General features: G+C 67.4%; 10 protein-coding genes. 8 read left to right on the forward strand and 2 right to left on the reverse strand.

From position 1 onward, the window contains the following. Nucleotides 1-259 precede the first annotated feature (259 nt). From CCS01_RS27965 to CCS01_RS27990, 6 genes are all read left to right on the forward strand, one after another. On the forward strand, nucleotides 260-3,085 hold the full coding sequence (locus CCS01_RS27965) for a PAS domain-containing protein (protein WP_158258644.1): 2,826 nt from the start codon (nucleotides 260-262) through the stop codon (nucleotides 3,083-3,085). Between the two features lie 590 nt (nucleotides 3,086-3,675). Beyond that, on the forward strand, nucleotides 3,676-3,765 hold the full coding sequence (gene kdpF / locus CCS01_RS27970) for a K(+)-transporting ATPase subunit F (protein ID WP_104522053.1): 90 nt from the start codon (nucleotides 3,676-3,678) through the stop codon (nucleotides 3,763-3,765). A 19-nt stretch (nucleotides 3,766-3,784) separates the two neighbouring features. After that, a complete protein-coding gene (kdpA, locus tag CCS01_RS27975; protein WP_104522054.1) occupies nucleotides 3,785-5,494 on the forward strand; it encodes a potassium-transporting ATPase subunit KdpA in 1,710 nt (569 codons plus the stop codon). A gap of 11 nt (nucleotides 5,495-5,505) precedes the next feature. Next, entirely contained in the window at nucleotides 5,506-7,638 is a 2,133-nt protein-coding gene (gene kdpB / locus CCS01_RS27980; RefSeq protein ID WP_104522055.1) for a potassium-transporting ATPase subunit KdpB, read from the forward strand. A 386-nt stretch (nucleotides 7,639-8,024) separates the two neighbouring features. After that, complete coding sequence (locus tag CCS01_RS27985) at nucleotides 8,025-8,630, forward strand: K(+)-transporting ATPase subunit C (RefSeq protein WP_104522056.1); 606 nt, start codon at nucleotides 8,025-8,027, stop codon at nucleotides 8,628-8,630. Between the two features lie 15 nt (nucleotides 8,631-8,645). Beyond that, complete coding sequence (locus tag CCS01_RS27990; protein ID WP_104522057.1) at nucleotides 8,646-11,351, forward strand: sensor histidine kinase; 2,706 nt, start codon at nucleotides 8,646-8,648, stop codon at nucleotides 11,349-11,351. Between the two features lie 61 nt (nucleotides 11,352-11,412). Here CCS01_RS27990 and CCS01_RS27995 read toward each other — a convergent pair whose 3' ends face one another. After that, complete coding sequence (locus tag CCS01_RS27995; protein WP_104522058.1) at nucleotides 11,413-12,804, reverse strand: FAD-containing oxidoreductase; 1,392 nt, start codon at nucleotides 12,802-12,804, stop codon at nucleotides 11,413-11,415. Between the two features lie 331 nt (nucleotides 12,805-13,135). Here CCS01_RS27995 and nosP point away from each other — a divergent pair, with 331 nt between their 5' ends. Both nosP and CCS01_RS28005 read left to right on the forward strand, forming a co-directional pair. Further along, nucleotides 13,136-14,281, forward strand: a complete 1,146-nt coding sequence (nosP, locus tag CCS01_RS28000; RefSeq protein WP_158258645.1) for a nitric oxide-sensing protein NosP — start codon at nucleotides 13,136-13,138, stop codon at nucleotides 14,279-14,281. After that, entirely contained in the window at nucleotides 14,278-15,675 is a 1,398-nt protein-coding gene (locus tag CCS01_RS28005; RefSeq protein WP_104522060.1) for an ATP-binding response regulator, read from the forward strand. The genes nosP and CCS01_RS28005 overlap by 4 nt, the downstream gene beginning before the upstream one ends. Here CCS01_RS28005 and CCS01_RS28010 read toward each other — a convergent pair. Further along, nucleotides 15,645-16,322: a LuxR C-terminal-related transcriptional regulator gene (locus tag CCS01_RS28010; protein WP_104522061.1), complete on the reverse strand. Its 678-nt coding sequence runs from the start codon at nucleotides 16,320-16,322 to the stop codon at nucleotides 15,645-15,647. The two genes, CCS01_RS28005 and CCS01_RS28010, sit on opposite strands and share 31 nt — an antisense overlap. Nucleotides 16,323-16,366: the final 44 nt, after the last annotated feature.

Below are 16,366 nucleotides of genomic sequence, written 5' to 3' on the forward strand. Positions count from 1 at the left end.
CGGGCGTGTGCGGCAGCATGTCGATGGCGAGATGGATCTGCCTCCGACGGCTATCCAGCCCGATGGACCGCGCCTTCTTCCAGGCCAGGCGGCAACCGCCTTTTCCAGTCAGGGACCGGATGCAAACGCAAAAATCATCGCCGCGCCCGTCGCAACAGCACCGCTCGGCCCGTCCGTTGACGGAAGCGGAGCGGCTGCCGGAGAACCAGCCGCTGATCTATCCCGTCCCATAGCGCCGTCCGGACGATTGAGCGCCTGGGTGCTCGACCTGCGCACCTGGGCGCTGTCCGGCTCGGTCCTGTTCAGCGACAAGTTCCGTGACGATCGCGCCACCCCCTTCGACCCGCGCGAACTGGAAGCCGCCATCCATCCCGATGACCGCAACCGCTGGCGAACCGCGTTTGAACTTGCCGTCACCACAGGCGCGGAACTCGACCTGGATTACCGGCTCTACCGGCCTGACGGCACGCTGGTCTGGCTGCATGTCCGGGGACAGGTCACCTGCGACCTGGATGGCGTCCCGCTGCGCATGACCGGCGTCTCGCTCGACGTGACCGAACGGCGGGCATCCGACCTCCGGCTCGAACTCAGCGAGGAATCGCTGCGGCTCGCCACCGAGGCCGCCGAAATCGGCTCCTGGGATCTCGACCTGGACACCGGCGAGCTGACCTGGTCCGACCGCACGCGGGCGATGTTCGGCATCTTCTCCGGGGGGCCGGTCAGCATGGCGGACTTCTACGCCGGCCTGCATCCTGATGATCGGGAGGCCACCGGCGCGGCCTTCGCGTCGTCGATGGACCCGGCTGTCCGGGCCACGTACGACGTCGAATACCGCACCATCGGCAAGGAGGACGGCGTCGTCCGCTGGGTGGCGGCCAAGGGCAAGGGCCTGTTCCAGGACGGCCGCTGCCGACGCGCCATCGGCACCGCCATCGACATCACCGCCCGGAAGCTTGCCGCCAACCGGCAGGCGTTCCTGCTCGACTTGTGGGACCGCCTGCGCGCTCACTCGCAGCCCGACGCCATCGTGGCGGCGGCGGCCGAGGCGCTCGGGCGGCACCTGAAGGCCAACCGCGTCGGCTATGGCCAGGTGCTGGCCGATGACGAGACGATCGCGCTCGAGACCTATTTCGTGGACAGCGTCGCGCCCGTGACCGGCGCCTTCCCGCTGGCGGCCTTTGGCGCCGCCGCGGTCGCGCGCCAGCGCCAGGGACTGACGATCGCTGACGACGACCTGCCCCCGTACCTGGCGGATGGCCCGCAGGCCTACGTCCCGGCCGACACGCGGTCGTTCGCCTCCGTGCCCCTGGTGCGGGATGGCCGCTTCATCGCCTGCCTGTTCGTCAGCTACCGCGATCCCCATCCCTGGCACCCGGACGAAATCGCCCTGGTCGAGGACGTGGCGGCGCGCCTGTGGGACGCCTGGCAGCGTGCCCGCGCCGAGGCGGCGCTGCGCCAGGCCAATGACACGCTCGAGAAGCTGATCGCCGAGCGCACCGCCGCGTTGCAGGCCAGCGAGGCAAGGCTGCGGACGATCTTCGAGACGAGCTACCAACTCCAGGGGCTGATCGCGCTCGACGGCACCCTGCTTGAAGCGAATGCGACGTTGCTTGCCGCCATCGGGGCGACGCCCGGCGACGTCATCGGCCGGCCGTTCTGGCAGACGCCGTGGTTCACCGGCACGCCCGGCATGGCGGACACCATCCGCGCGGCCGTGGCGGCGGCCTCGCGCGGCGAGACCATGCGCCGGGAGATCACCCTGCAGCTGCCCTCGGGCAGGCGGTCGTTCGACTTTTCCATCCGGCCGGTCCGCGACGAGAACGGGACGATCGTCGCGTTCGTGCCGGAGGCCGCCGACGTCACCGAGCGGCGCGAAACCGAGGAGGCGCTGCGGCAGTCGCAGAAGATGGAGGCCATCGGCCAGCTCACCGGCGGGATCGCGCACGACTTCAACAATCTGCTGGCCAGCATCATGGGCAGCCTGGAGCTGGCGTCCCAGCGCATCGGCGCCGGGCGCGCAGCCGAGAGCGAGCGCTTCCTGACCATCGGCATGACGGCGGCCAGGCGCGCGGCCGCCCTGACGCAGCGCCTGCTGGCTTTCGCGCGGCGCCAGTCGCTGGCGCCGGCCCGGGTGGACGGCAACCGCCTGGTCGAGAGCATGGAGGACCTGCTCCGGCGCACGCTCGGCCCGGCCGTTGACCTGAGGATGAACCTTGGCAGCGGCCTGTGGCCGGTGCTGTGCGATCCGAACCAGCTGGAGAACGCCCTGCTGAACCTGGCGATCAACGCCCGCGACGCGATGCCGGACGGCGGCCGCCTGACGATCGAGACCGCCAACGCGATCCTCGACGACATCTATGCCCGCAGCCATGCGGATGAAATCAGGCCAGGCGCCTATGTTGCCATTACCGTGACCGACACCGGGACGGGTATGGAGCCGGATGTCATGGCGCGGGCGTTCGAACCCTTCTTCACGACCAAGCCGACCGGACAGGGCACCGGCCTGGGGCTGTCGATGCTGTATGGGTTCGTCAAGCAGTCCGAGGGGCATGTGACGATTACCTCGCGGCCGGGCCAGGGCACCTCGTTCACCGTCTACCTGCCTCGTTATGACGGAGCGGCCGATCCGCAGGCCGATGACGGCGCGGACGACGCCGCACTGGCGTCACGGGCCGGCGATGGCAGCGTGGTGCTGATTGTCGACGACGAGGCCAGCCTGCGCATGCTGGTCGCCGAACGGCTGCACGAGCTTGGCCACGCGGTGATCGAGGCGGCGGACGGCCCCTCCGCCCTGCGCCTGCTGCAGTCCAACATGCGGGTCGATCTCCTGCTGACGGATGTCGGCCTGCCTGGCCTGAACGGGCGCCAGGTCGCCGATGCCGCCCGCGCGCAGCGTCCCGGCCTGCCGGTGCTGTTCATGACCGGATACGCCCACGCTTCGGCCGGCGGCAACCGCCTGCTCGAGCCGGGCATGGAGCTGATCACGAAGCCGTTCGCATTGGAGGCGCTGCTTGCCAGGGTTCAGCGCATGCTGGGCGCCCCTGGCGATGCGGCCGGTGCGTCGGAGACCGGCAGGCCGGCGTAGGCGCGGAGCGCATTGGCGATCGGCCCACGACCAGCACCAGGTTGCTGCGCAACGGCCGTGCCTCGTGTCTTTTCATTTGTTGGGGAGCTTGTCCCCATGGCTGTCTGGATAAGGCGGCGGTTGGAGAAGGATTGGGTGCCCGGTCCGTTGCCCCTCCGTCCTGGCCGGGCGTGTCCCGGCCATCCACCCCCCGCCGTTGAAGCGCAGATGGCCGGGACACGCCCGGCCATGACGGTGAGAGAACGGCCGCGGCGCCAAATCCTTCTTCACCAATCGTCTCATCCTGACGCGCATGGGGACACGCCCGGCCAGGACGGAGGGGCCAGCCCCCGCTGATGTATATCAAGCATTGATCACCGGTGTACTGCTACGTCACGACGCTCGCGGCGGCTTATATGGGATTTCTATTCCCCGCCCGTTTGCCCCATATAGTCTTTATAGGCGCGCCTGCCCTAATCGAGCCACGCTACCTGACCTTCTGAAGGGAGCCTGGAGATGGTTGACCTGATTTTCCTCGCCACCGGCGCCGCTTTCCTTGTCCTGTGCGGGCTGTATGCCCTGGCCTGCGACCGGCTGTAGAGAACCCGCGCATGACCTTCGACTATATCCTCGGCGGCCTGGTGACGGCGTTCCTGCTCGTCTACCTGGTCTTTGCGCTGCTCAGGCCCGAACGCTTCTAGCACTGCCGGATCCATAATCATGACACTAAACGGCTGGCTGCAGATCGCGCTGTACTGCGTCCTGCTGACCCTGCTGGTCAAGCCGCTCGGCGGCTACATGACCCGCGTCTTCAATGGGGAGAAAACCTTTCTCTCCCCCGCCCTGAAACCGCTCGAGACCGGCATCTACCGCCTCTGCGGCGTGCGCGAGGCCGAGGAGCAGCACTGGGTGACCTACGCCATTGCGATGCTGGCCTTCACCTTCGCCGGCTTCGTCGTGCTGTATGGCCTGCAGCGGCTGCAGGCGGTGCTGCCGTTCAACCCGCAGCATCTCGACCCGGTGGCGCCGGACCTGGCGTTCAACACCTCGGTCAGCTTCGTCACCAACACCAACTGGCAGTCCTACACGCCGGAAAGCACCATGAGCGACCTGGTGCAGATGGCGGGACTGACGGTGCACAACTTCGTCAGCGCCGCCACCGGCATCGCGCTCGCTTTGGCGCTGATCCGCGGCTTCGCCCGGCGCTCGGCGAAAACCGTTGGCAACTTCTGGGTCGATCTCATCCGCTGCACCTTCTACGTGCTGATGCCGATCTGCATCGTCGCCGGGCTGTTCATGGTCTGGCAGGGCGTGCCGCAGAACCTGGGCGCCTATACGGCCGTCACTACGCTCGAAGGCGGCAAGCAGCTGATCGCGCAAGGCCCGGTCGCCTCGCAGGAGGCGATCAAGATGCTCGGCACCAACGGCGGCGGCTTCTTCAACGCCAACTCGTCGCACCCGTTCGAAAACCCCACCGCGCTGACGAACCTGCTGCAGATGCTGCTGATCTTCTCCATCGGCGCGGCGCTGACCAACGTCTTTGGCCGAATGGTCGGCAGCCAGCGCCAGGGCTGGGCGATCTTCGCGGTGATGGCGGTGCTGTTCCTCGCCGGCGTCGCCACGCTCTACGCGTCCGAAGCTGCCGGCAACACCCTGCTCGCCCACCTGCCGCTCGACCACGCCGCCGGCAACATGGAGGGCAAGGAGGTCCGCTTCGGCATCGCCAACTCGGCGCTGTTCGCCACCATCACCACCGATGCCTCCTGCGGCGCGGTCAACACCATGCATGACAGCCTCACGCCCATCGGCGGCATGGTGCCGATGCTCAACATCATGCTCGGCGAGATCATCTTCGGCGGCGTCGGCTCCGGCCTGTATGGCATGTTGCTGTTCGTCATCGTCGCGATGTTCGTCGCCGGACTGATGGTCGGCCGCACGCCGGAATACCTCGGCAAGAAGCTGGAGGCGAAGGAGGTCAAGATGGCGATGCTCGGCATCCTGATCCTGCCCTTGTCGATGCTCGGCTTCACCGCGCTGGCGGTGGTGATCCCGCCGGGTGTCTCGGCGCTGGCCAATGCCGGCCCGCACGGCTTCTCCGAGGCGCTGTACGCCTATACCTCCGCCACCGGCAACAACGGCAGCGCGTTCGCCGGCCTGTCCGCCAACACACCATTCTGGAACAGCACGCTGGGGCTGGCAATGTTCATCGGCCGCTTCCTGATGATCGTCCCGATGCTGGCGGTCGCCGGCTCGCTGGCGGCGAAGAAGATCGTACCCGTCTCCGCTGGCACCTTCCCGACCGACGGCGGCCTGTTCGTCGGCCTGGTCGTCGGCGTGATCCTGATCACCGGCGGCCTGACCTTCCTGCCGTCGCTGGCGCTCGGGCCGATCGTCGAGCAGTTGGCGATGCACGCCGGCACCACGTACTGAGGCATTTCATCATGGCATCCAGAACCCATTCCCGCAGCGCCCGCTCCAGCCTGTTCGACCCGGCGATCCTGGTCCCGGCGATCGGCCAGGCGGTGCGCAAGCTCGATCCGCGGCTGATGGCGCGCAACCCGGTGATGTTCGTGGTCGAGGTCGTCTCGGCCCTGACCACCATCATCCTGCTGCGCGACCTGGTCAGCGGCGGCGACTATCCCGGCTTTACGCTGCAGATCACGATCTGGCTGTGGATCACCGTGCTGTTCGCCAACTTCGCCGAAGCGGTGGCCGAGGGCCGCGGCAAGGCGCAGGCGGCCACGCTCCGCCGCGCCCGTACCGAGACCAAAGCGCGGCGGCTGCTGCCGGACTCCACCGGCGCATATGACCCGAAAGGGCTGTATGAGGAGATCTGGGCTCCCGACCTGAAGCAGGGCGATTTCGTGCTGGTCGAGGCCGGCGAACTGATCCCGAGCGACGGCGAGGTGGTGGAAGGCATCGCCTCGGTCGACGAATCGGCGATCACCGGCGAGTCCGCCCCCGTCATCCGCGAGAGCGGCGGCGACCGCTCGGCGGTGACCGGCGGCACAAGGGTGCTGTCGGACTGGATCAAGGTCCGCATCACCGCCGCCCAGGGCTCGACCTTCCTCGACCGCATGATCGCCCTTGTGGAAGGGGCGGAGCGGCAGAAGACGCCGAACGAGATCGCCCTGAACATCCTGCTGGCCGGGCTGACGATCATCTTCGTCATCGCCGTGACCACCATCCCCAGTTTCGCGACTTATGCCGGCGGGTCGGTGTCGGTGGTGATCCTGGTGGCGCTGTTCGTGGCGCTGATCCCGACCACCATCGGCGCATTGCTGTCCGCCATCGGCATCGCCGGCATGGACCGCCTGGTGCGGTTCAACGTGCTGGCGATGTCGGGTCGGGCGGTGGAGGCGGCGGGCGACGTCGATACGCTGCTGCTGGACAAGACCGGCACCATCACGCTGGGCAACCGCCAGGCCACCGAGTTCCTGCCGCTCGCCGGCGTGACCGCGCGCGAGCTGGCGGATGCCGCGCAGTTGTCGTCGCTGCCCGACGAGACGCCGGAAGGCCGCTCCATCGTCGTGCTGGCGAAGGAGACGTACGGCATCCGCGGCCGCGAGATGGCGCCGATGGGGGCGCACTTCATCCCGTTCTCGGCGCAGACGCGGCTGTCCGGCATCGACTTCGAGGGCTCGTCCATCCGCAAGGGCGCGGTCGACGCGGTGCTGGCCTGGGTGCGTGGCGGCACGGACGCGACAGCGCGCAGTGGCGGCGGCGCCACCACGCTGCGGCCGGCGGTGAGCAATGCGACGGTGCGCGAACTGGAGATCAAGGCCGAGGCCATCGCCAAGGCCGGCGGCACGCCGCTGGCAGTGGCGAAGGACGGGCGGCTGCTCGGGGTGATCACGCTGAAGGACATCGTCAAGGGCGGCATCCGGGAACGGTTCAGCGCACTGCGCCGGATGGGCATCCGCACGGTGATGATCACCGGCGACAACCCCCTGACCGCCGCCGCCATCGCCGCCGAGGCCGGGGTGGACGACTTCCTGGCGCAGGCCACGCCGGAGATGAAGCTGAAGCTGATCCGCGAGGAGCAGGCGCAGGGCAAGCTGGTGGCGATGTGCGGCGACGGCACCAACGACGCCCCGGCGCTGGCGCAGGCCGATGTCGGCGTGGCGATGAACACCGGCACCATGGCGGCGCGCGAGGCCGGCAACATGGTCGACCTCGACAGCGACCCGACCAAGCTGATCGAGATCGTCGAGATCGGCAAGCAACTGCTGATGACCCGTGGGGCGCTGACGACGTTTTCCATCTCCAACGACGTGGCGAAGTATTTCGCCATGATCCCGGCGATGTTCATCGCCTTCTATCCGCAGCTCCAGGCGCTGAACGTCATGCACCTGAACAACCCGCGCAGCGCCATCCTGTCGGCGATCATCTTCAACGCGCTGATCATCGTCGCGCTGATCCCGCTGGCGCTGAAGGGCATCCGCTACCGCCCCATCGGCGCGGCGGCGCTGCTGCGGCGCAACCTGCTGATCTATGGCGTTGGCGGGCTGATCGCGCCGTTCGTCGGCATCAAGCTGATCGACATGGCGGTCAGCGCCATCGGACTGGCTTAGTAAACTTCGCTATTGAAATGGAACAAGACCGTTGTCTCTCCGTCATGGCCGGGCGTGTCCCGGCCATCTACCCCGAACCGTCGAAGCGCGGATGGCCGGGACACGCCCTACGCAATGCACACATCTTGGAAACGGTCCGCCGCTGCGTTTCCCTTTCGTCATGGCCCGGCTCGTCCGGGCCACCTATTCCAGCACGTGTGCCGCGACAGGTGGCCCGGACGAGCCGGGCCATGACGATGGGGGAACGCTCTCGGCCGTGAGACAAGCACTTGATTTTACGGTCATTTCCGACTCGTTTCCGGGATGTGTGCATCCCGTAGGGACACGCCCGGCCATGACGAGGGCAACCGCCCGGTGGTCCATTTCTTCTACAGGACGAAATCGCAATGCTGCAACATATCCGCCCCGCCATCATGATGATCGTGCTGATGACGATCCTCACCGGGCTGGCCTATCCGCTGGCGATGACCGGCATCGCCCAACTGATCTTCCCCTGGCAGGCCAACGGCAGCCTGATCACCCGCGACGGCAAGGTCATCGGCTCGGCGCTGATCGGGCAGAACTTCACGTCGGAGAAATACTTCCACGGCCGCCCCTCGGCCACGACCGACACCGACCCGAACGACGCCAGCAAGACCATTCCGGCGCCGTACAACGCCGACAACTCCGGTGGCTCCAACCTCGGGCCGACGTCGAAGGCGCTGGTTGACCGCATCACGGCCGACACCAACAAGCTGGCGGCGGAAAACCCCGGCACGAAGGTGCCGATGGACCTGGTGACCACCTCGGCCAGCGGGCTGGATCCGGACATCTCCCCCGCCGCCGCGCTGTTCCAGGTGCCGCGCATCGCCAAGGCCCGCAACCTGCCGCCGGAGCGGGTGCGCGCGCTGGTGGAGGCGCATATCCAAGGCCGGATCGCCGGCTTCATCGGCGAGCCGCGCGTCAACGTGCTGGCGCTGAACATGGCGCTTGACGCCCTGCCGGCAACCTGAGCGGACTCCCGCCGCATGGGCGAACAACCATCCCCGGATCGCCGCCCCTCGCCGGACGCCCTGCTGCGGGAAGCCCAGAAGGCGCTGCGCGGCCGCCTGAAGATCTTCCTCGGCGCCGCGCCCGGCGTCGGCAAGACCTACGAGATGCTCTCCTCCGCCCGGGCCAGGCGGCGCGAGGGCATCGACGTGGCCGTCGGCGTGGTCGAAACCCACGGCCGGGCGGAAACCGAGGCGCTGATCGAGGGCCTGGAGGTCATCCCCCGCCACACCATCCCCTATCGCGGCCACACCCTGACCGAGATGGACATCGACGCCATCCTGGGCCGCCGCCCGCGCCTCGTCCTGGTCGACGAGCTGGCCCACACCAACGCGCCCGGCAGCCGCCATCCCAAGCGCTACCTGGATGTCGAGGAACTGCTGGGCGCCGGCATCGACGTCTACACCACGCTGAACATCCAGCATGTCGAGAGCCTGAACGACGTGGTGGCGCGCATCACCCGCGTGCGCACCCGCGAAACCGTGCCGGATTCGGTGATCGAGCGCGCCGACGACATCGAGCTGATCGACCTGACCCCGGACGACCTGATCCAGCGGCTGAAGGAGGGGAAAGTCTACGTCCCGGCCCAGGCCGAACGGGCCGTGCAGCACTACTTCCAGCCCGGCAACCTGACCGCCCTGCGCGAACTCGCGCTGCGCCGCACCGCACAGCGCGTGGACGACCAGATGCTCGACTACATGCGCAGCCACGCCATCGAGGGGCCATGGCCAGCGAGCGATCGGGTGATGGTATGCATCCAGGGCGACGCCAAGGCCTCGGCGGTCGTGCGCCATGCCAAGCGGCTGGCGGACCGACTGCACGCGCCCTGGACCGCGATCAGCATCGAAACCTCCCACGCCACCCGCGCCAGCGCCGCCGAGCAGGACAGAACCGCCGAGGCGTTGCGGCTGGCGCAGCAACTGGGGGCCGAACCAGTGCTGATCCCCGGCCAGGACGTCGTCGACTCGATCGTCGACTATGCCCGCGCCAACAACGTCACTCACCTGATCGTTTCCAAATCCAACCGCGCGCCGTGGTGGCAATGGCTGCGCGGCTCGATCACCCAGCAACTGATCAACCGCGCCGGCGGGATCAACATCCACGTCATCGAGGTGAAGGAGGAGCGCGCCGCCACGCAGGCGGCCCGGCCGGTGGCTGCCGGTCCTTCGCCCGGGCTGTGGCCGTTCGTGGTGGCGGCGCTGCTGATCGGGCTGGCGACCGGGCTGGCCCAGGGCCTGCACGACCTGCTGAGCGTCAGCAACGTGGCGCTGGTATACCTGACGGCGATCCTGATCACCGCCGTGCTGCATGGCCTGGGGCCGTCGCTGCTGGCCTGCCTGCTGGCCGTGCTGGCGTACAACTTCTTCTTCCTGCCGCCGCTCTACACTTTCACCATTGCCGATCCGGAAAACGTGGTGGCGCTGTTCTTCTTCGGCGTTGTCGCGGTGATCGCCAGCAATCTTGCCGCCCGGGTGCGCGGCCAGGCGGTCTCGGCCCGGCTGCGGGCGCGGCACACCGACGACCTGTACCAGTTCAGCCGCAAGCTGGCTGCCGCCGTTACCCTGGACGACCTGCTGTGGGCCACCGCCCACCAGATCGCCCTGATGCTGAAAGTGCGCGTCGTTCTGCTGCTGCCGGAGGACGGCAGCATCGCCGTACGCGCCGGCTTCCCGCCCGAGGACATGCTGGACGACGCGGACCTCGCCGCCGCCAGGTGGTGCTGGGAGAAGGACCGCGTCGCCGGCCGCGGCTCCGACACGCTGCCCGGCGCCAAGTGGCTGTTCCAGCCGCTGCGCACCGGGCGCGGTCCGCTGGGCGTCGTCGGCATCATCCGCGACGAGCCCGGCCCGCTGCTGACGCCGGACCAGCAGCGGCTGATGGATGCGCTGGCGGACCAGGCGGCGCTGGCGATCGAGCGGGTCAACCTCGCCCGCGACCTGCACCTGACCCGCCTGCAGGCCGAGACCGACCGGCTGCGCTCGGCGCTGCTGACCTCGATCTCGCACGACCTGCGCACGCCGCTGGCGTCGATCCTGGGCTCGGCCACCAGCCTGCGGTCGCAGGATGCGTTCCTCGATTCCCCGACCAAGGAGGCGCTGCTGGGCACCATCATCGACGAAGCCGATCGGCTGAATCGTTTCATTGGGAATCTGCTGGACATGACGCGGCTGGAATCGGGGGCGCTGAAGCCGCGGGTTTCGGCGGCGGAGGTGTCGGATGTCATCGGCGCCGCGTTGCAGCGGGCGGCGAAGATCCTGGCGCAGCACCGGGTCGAGGTGCACCTGCAGCCGAACCTGCCGATGCTGGCGCTGGACATGGTGCTGTTCGAGCAGGTGCTGTTCAACCTGCTGGACAATGCCGCCAAATACGCGCCCGCCGGCAGCCTGATCACCATCGCCGCCGGCCGGGAGGGCGACAGCGTGCTGATCCGGGTGATGGACGAAGGCGACGGCATCCCGGCCGGCGACGTCGAGCGCATCTTCGAGAAATTCCACCGCGTCGAGGGATCCGACCGCCGGCGCGTCGGCACCGGGCTGGGCCTGGCGATCTGCCGCGGCTTCGTCGAGGCAATGGACGGCACGATCACCGCGGCCAACCGGTCCGGCGGGAAAGGCGCCGTTTTCACCATCACCTTGCCGGTTCCGGCAATTCCGCCGTTGCCGGCCGAGGAGGCGGCTTCGTAAGCGCGCTCGCGCCGGATCCGGGAAGCGGCGTTGGCACTGTCGTCAGGGCCGCTGTTTGGCGTTACGGCTGGCGGCGATCCACCACCGGCTTCACGTCGCCGGCGAGCGTCGGCACCAGTTCGGACACGGTTGGATGTATGTGCATGGTATGCGTGAGCGTGGACCGGTTGCCGCCCGCCGCCATGATGTCGATGATGGCATGAATTGCCTCGTCGCCACCCGTGCCAAGGATCGCGGCGCCCAGGATTGCATCGGTGTCTGCATCTGCAACGATTTTCATCAGCCCGAGCGTTTCGTCCTTCTCGCGCGCGCGGGCGACGCGGGCCATCGGCCGCCTGCCGACGACGATCCGCTTGCCGGTTGCACGCGCCTCGGTCTCGGTCATTCCGACGCGTCCGAGCGGCGGGTCGACATACAGCGCGTAGCACGGGATCCGATCGGTGACCTTGCGGCTTGCCCCGTTCAGCAGGTTGTCCGCAACGATTTCGTAGTCGTTGTAGGACGTATGGGTGAACGCACCGCGGCCGTTGCAGTCCCCCAATGCCCAGACGCCGGCCACACTGGTTTCAAGCTGATCGTTGACCGCAATGAAACCGCGTGGGTCGGTTGCGATGCCCGTGGTTTCCAGCCCCAGATCGTCGGTGTTCGGACGCCGCCCGACCGCGAGCAGGACGTGGCTGCCGATGACTTCCGGCGGACCTTCGGCGCAATCGGTAGCGACGGCGATTCCCCGGGCGTGGGGCGCAAACCGGATGCACGCGGCGCCGGTGCGGACGGTGATGCCCTCGGCTTCCAGGAAAGACCGGATCGATGCCGAAATCTCCTCGTCCTCCCGCGCGATCAGGCGGGGGCTCTTTTCGACAACGGTGACCTTCGATCCGAAGCGCCGGTATATCTGGGCGAACTCCAGCCCGATATAGCTGCCGCCAATGACGACGAGATGGTCGGGCAGCACGTCGGTTTCGAGCAGCGAACTGTTGGTGAAATATGGGACGTCGTTCACCCCGGGCAGGTCCGGGACCAGCGCGCGCCCGCCAACATTGATGAAGATGCGATCCGCCTCGAACAGGTCCGCGCCAAGCCGGACGACGTGGGGTCCTTCGAACCGGGCATGACCCCGCAGCAGAGAGCACCGTTCCATGCCCTGCAGCCAGGATTCGTTCCCTTCCCTGGCGTCCCTCGAGATCTTCTGCGACCGCGCATGGACACGCGCCATATCGATGCGGATGTCGCTCGTCAGCACGCCGAAATCCTCGCCGCGGCGGGCGAGGTGGGCCGCGTAGGCGCTGGCGACAAGGGTTTTCGTCGGCGTGCAGCCGGTATTGACGCAGGTGCCGCCCACTTTATGGCGTTCCATGACAGCAACAGTCATGCCGGCCTCGGCCAGGCGCGCGGCCATGGGCGATCCTGCCTGCCCCGTGCCGATGACGATCGCGTCGAAGCGCCGGCTCATGCCGCCTGGCCTTGCGCGGCGCGCGCCAGGCGATGTTCACCGGGAATGTCAATCAGGATGGCCAGGAGCTTAGCGAAACACATGCGGTTCCCCTTGAGTCAGGCCTGGAAGCATGGGCGGGACTATGCACCTTCCGTGCGCCCTGGTCCAAGGCTTGACGGCTGGAACAGGCCGAATTGAGAACGGAGCGGTGACAGCTACCTCTTCTGTGAACGGGATACTTCGACTGGTAACATCTGCTGGAGCCGGTATACTATCCGGCGGCGTCCACGCTGCCCGCCGTATTTTGCGCCGCCTGAGCCGGGCGGCCAAGGCCATGAGGAAACGTGAAATGCCGCCAAGCGGCATACGACACGCCTATTCGACAGCCCCGACCGCCAGCGAGGCGGCGCGGGAGATTCATGCCGGGCTCGCACAGGCCGATCTGGAACTTGTCGTCCTGTTTTGTTCCCGAGGCTTCGACCTCGAAGCCCTCGGTCCGGAACTCGGCCAGCTGTTCGGGGACGCGACCGTGGTGGGATGCACAACCGCAGGTGAGATCACGCCGGTTGGCTACCTGGAGGGCTCGATCACCGGCTTCAGCCTGTCCGCCGATGAATGCGAGGCGGTTGCGCAACTGATCCCGGCGATCTCGTCGTTGCAGATCCCGCAAGGCACGGCAGCCGCGGACGCTCTGATCCGGCGGCTTGCCGAGCGCGGCAGCACGCCCGAACCGCCGGACACCTTCGCCCTGCTGCTGATCGACGGCATGTGCGCGACCGAAGAGCTTGTCCTGAGCGCGATCCATCGCCGCCTCGACCCGATCCCCCTGCTCGGCGGTTCGGCCGGTGACGGCATGCGGTTTGAGCGGACCTTCGTCTATTGGCAAGGCCGTTTCCATCCCGATGCAGCCCTGCTGACGCTCGTGAAGATCCGGCGGCCGTTTCGCGTCTTCAGGCGCCAGCACTTTTTCGCAACCGATACGCGCATGGTCGTCACCGGCGCGGACCCGGCGCGGCGCGTGGTGACCGAGATCAATGCCGAACCGGCCGGCCCCGAGTATGCGCGCATCATCGGCCTGGACTACCGCGCGCTGACCCCGATGATGTTTGCCGGGCATCCGGTGATGGTGAAGGTCGGCGGTGATTACTACATCCGCTCGATCCAGAAGACGAACGAGGACGGCAGCCTGACGTTCTACTGCGCGATCGACGAAGGCGTCGTGCTGACGCTCGCACGCCACGAGGACATCATCGAGAACCTGCGCAGTTTCTTCGCCGACATGCGCGCCCGGATGGGCAAGCCGCTGCTGGTCATCGGCTTCGACTGCGTGCTGCGCAGCGTGGAAGCCGAGAGCCGGCAGGTGAAGCATGTCGCGAGCCGCATCCTTGCCGAGAACAACGTCATCGGCTTCAGCACCTATGGCGAGCAGCTTGCCGCGATGCACGTCAACTACACGTTCACCGGCCTGCTGATCGGCAGCGGGACGGAGACGTGACCGATCTGCCGCCCCACGATCCGGATGCGTACGCCCGGCACGAAGCCGAATTGCGCAAGCTGCGCAAGATCAACCGCGTGCTGATGGACCGTGTCGAGCGCGACATGGACGCCCAGGGCGGCGACGCCTATTCGCTGTTCCGCACCGCGATTACGCTGGAGGCACGGGTCAGCGAACGCACGACCGAGCTGACCAAGCTCACGCATCAGCTGATGCACGAAATTTCCGAACGGCGGCAGGTCGAGAAGGCGCTGCTCGCCGCGAAAGCCGAGGCGGAGCAAGCCAATCTTGGCAAGACCCGATTCCTGGCCGCCGCCATGCATGACCTCTGCCAGCCGCTGAACGCCGCGCGGTTGTTCCTGGGCGCGCTTGCCGACGAGGTTGCAAGCGACCGTCACCGCGATCTTCTCGGCCGCATCGATTCAGCGCTCGATACGGTCGATGAATTGCTGGGAACGTTGCTCGATATTTCCAAACTGGACTCCGGCGTCTGGCCGGTGACCCTGGGCAACGTCGCGAGCGGGCCGATACTGGCGCGGCTGGCCGAGGAATACCGGCCGCAGGCACACGCGGCGGGCCTTGACCTGCGGGTCGTTGCATGCGGCGCGATCGTGCACACCGATCAGCACCTGTTCGAACGGATCCTGCGCAACCTGATCAGCAACGCGATCCGCTACACAGCCGAGGGCCGCGTGCTCATCGGCTGCCGTCGCCAGGGAACGCGCCTGGCGGTGCAGGTATGGGACACCGGCGTTGGCATTCCCAGCCAGATGCAACGACAGATCTTCGAGGAGTTCCAGCGCCTCGGTAACGCACCGCGACGGGAGGGCAAGGGACTGGGGCTTGGACTGGCGATCGTCGATCGCATTGCCCGCCTGCTCGACCTTGGCATCGAAGTGAAAAGCCAGGTCGGGCGCGGTTCGTGCTTTTCCGTTATGGTCCCGATCGGTACAGCTGCGAACGGTCCCGACTGGGCGCCGCCGGACAGGCGGATCGAGCCACCGGGCCTGGACGGCAAAACCATTGTCGTCATCGACAACGACGAGATTGCCATCGACGGCATGCGCGCCGTGCTCAATGGCTGGGGATGCCGCCTGGTCGGCGCCGCTTCGTCGCAGGACGCGGAGGAACGGCTGGCTGCCGATGCGCTGGTTCCGGACCTTGTCGTCGCGGATTATCACCTCGATCACGGAACATACGGCACGGACGTGATCACGGCGCTTCGCAGCCGATATGGCAACGACCTGCCTGCCCTGGTGGTATCCGGCGACAGATCGACGCAACTGCGCGGCTCCTTGAAGGCGTCGGGCTATGCTTTTCTCGCCAAGCCGGTCAGTCCGGCCCGGCTGCGCGCCATGATGAGCTACCTGGTGAGCCCGCCGACGGATGAATGATCCGCTGCCTGGAGTTCGGGTGGCATGGCGCCGCTGCGCTGGAACGCAACGATGGCCTGGGCGCGGGTGGCAACGCCGAGCTTGCGCAGGATGGCCGTCATGTGCGCCTTCACGGTCACGTCGCTGATGTCCAGGTCGCGCGCGATCTGCTTGTTCGAGCAGCCTTTGGCGAGCAGGACGAGCACGGCGATCTGCCGCGGGGTCAGCGGCTCGTCTGCAGCGGCCGCGCTGGCGGCCGGCTCGATGCCCTGGAACGGGGTGTAGATGCCGCCATCGAGCACGACCTGCAGCGCCTGCATCATGGCGTCCTTCGACGTGGATTTGGCGATGTAGCCGGCTGCGCCGCAGGCCAGCGCACGCCGCACGACGGACAGATCCTCCAATGACGAAATTACAACGATCGGCGTCGCCGGCACCTTGTCCCGCAGGGCGACCAGATCAGCCAGGCCGTTCGAGCCTGGCATGAACAGGTCCAGCAGGATCAGGTCCAGGTCGTCGTCGCGGGCAACGGCCTCGAACAGTTCCGTCGTCGCGCACGCTTCCAGGCAGGTCAGCGCCCAGCCGCGCGCGGCGAACAGGCGTTCGACGACCTCGCGAATGGCTTCGCGGAACAGCGGGTGATCTTCGGCTACCAGGACTTTCTGCACGGACGCTCATGCTCCTTCGCCTGTTTCCGGCAATTGCGGAGTTA

Origin of the sequence: Rhodopila globiformis, assembly GCF_002937115.1 — a bacterium.
Lineage (GTDB): Bacteria > Pseudomonadota > Alphaproteobacteria > Acetobacterales > Acetobacteraceae > Rhodopila > Rhodopila globiformis.

What these genes read in the sequence shown, in the direction of transcription:
- kdpF (WP_104522053.1), top strand. Translation starts at nt 3,676, where the DNA reads ATGACCTTCGACTATATCCTCGGCGGCCTGGTGACGGCGTTCCTGCTC.
- kdpA (WP_104522054.1), top strand. Translation starts at nt 3,785, where the DNA reads ATGACACTAAACGGCTGGCTGCAGATCGCGCTGTACTGCGTCCTGCTG.
- kdpB (WP_104522055.1), top strand. Translation starts at nt 5,506, where the DNA reads ATGGCATCCAGAACCCATTCCCGCAGCGCCCGCTCCAGCCTGTTCGAC.
- CCS01_RS27985 (WP_104522056.1), top strand. Translation starts at nt 8,025, where the DNA reads ATGCTGCAACATATCCGCCCCGCCATCATGATGATCGTGCTGATGACG.
- CCS01_RS27990 (WP_104522057.1), top strand. Translation starts at nt 8,646, where the DNA reads ATGGGCGAACAACCATCCCCGGATCGCCGCCCCTCGCCGGACGCCCTG.
- CCS01_RS27995 (WP_104522058.1), bottom strand. Translation starts at nt 12,804, where the DNA reads ATGAGCCGGCGCTTCGACGCGATCGTCATCGGCACGGGGCAGGCAGGA.
- nosP (WP_158258645.1), top strand. Translation starts at nt 13,136, where the DNA reads ATGCCGCCAAGCGGCATACGACACGCCTATTCGACAGCCCCGACCGCC.